The sequence below is a fragment of the Leucobacter sp. G161 genome (genome assembly GCF_001482305.1).
Lineage (GTDB): Bacteria > Actinomycetota > Actinomycetes > Actinomycetales > Microbacteriaceae > Leucobacter.
On sequence record NZ_LOHP01000098.1, the window covers coordinates 1 to 254 of the forward strand.

The 254-nt window shown below is 57.5% G+C and carries 1 protein-coding gene; it reads left to right on the forward strand.

What is annotated here, in order from left to right:
• Nucleotides 1-66 precede the first annotated feature (66 nt).
• On the forward strand, nucleotides 67-254 hold a 188-nt coding region (locus AUL38_RS17230), incomplete at its 3' end, for a transposase (RefSeq protein ID WP_153006641.1).

Here is a 254-nt window from a genome sequence, read left to right on the forward strand (position 1 = left end):
GGGTCTGATGCACGTTTAGGTGACATTCAACATGGCTAGTTTCTGCTGGCCTGGAAGGATGAACCTATGCCTCCTCGTTACCCGAAAGAGTTCCGCGACGACGTCGTAAAGATCGCGTTGGATCAGGGCCCAGAAGCCACACTCGCGCAGATCGCGAAAGACTTCGGAATCCACGTCGGAACCCTCGGAAAATGGCTCCGAGAAGAACGCGTCGAACAGGGCCAGAAACCCGGCGTGACCCGGTCCGAGAACGC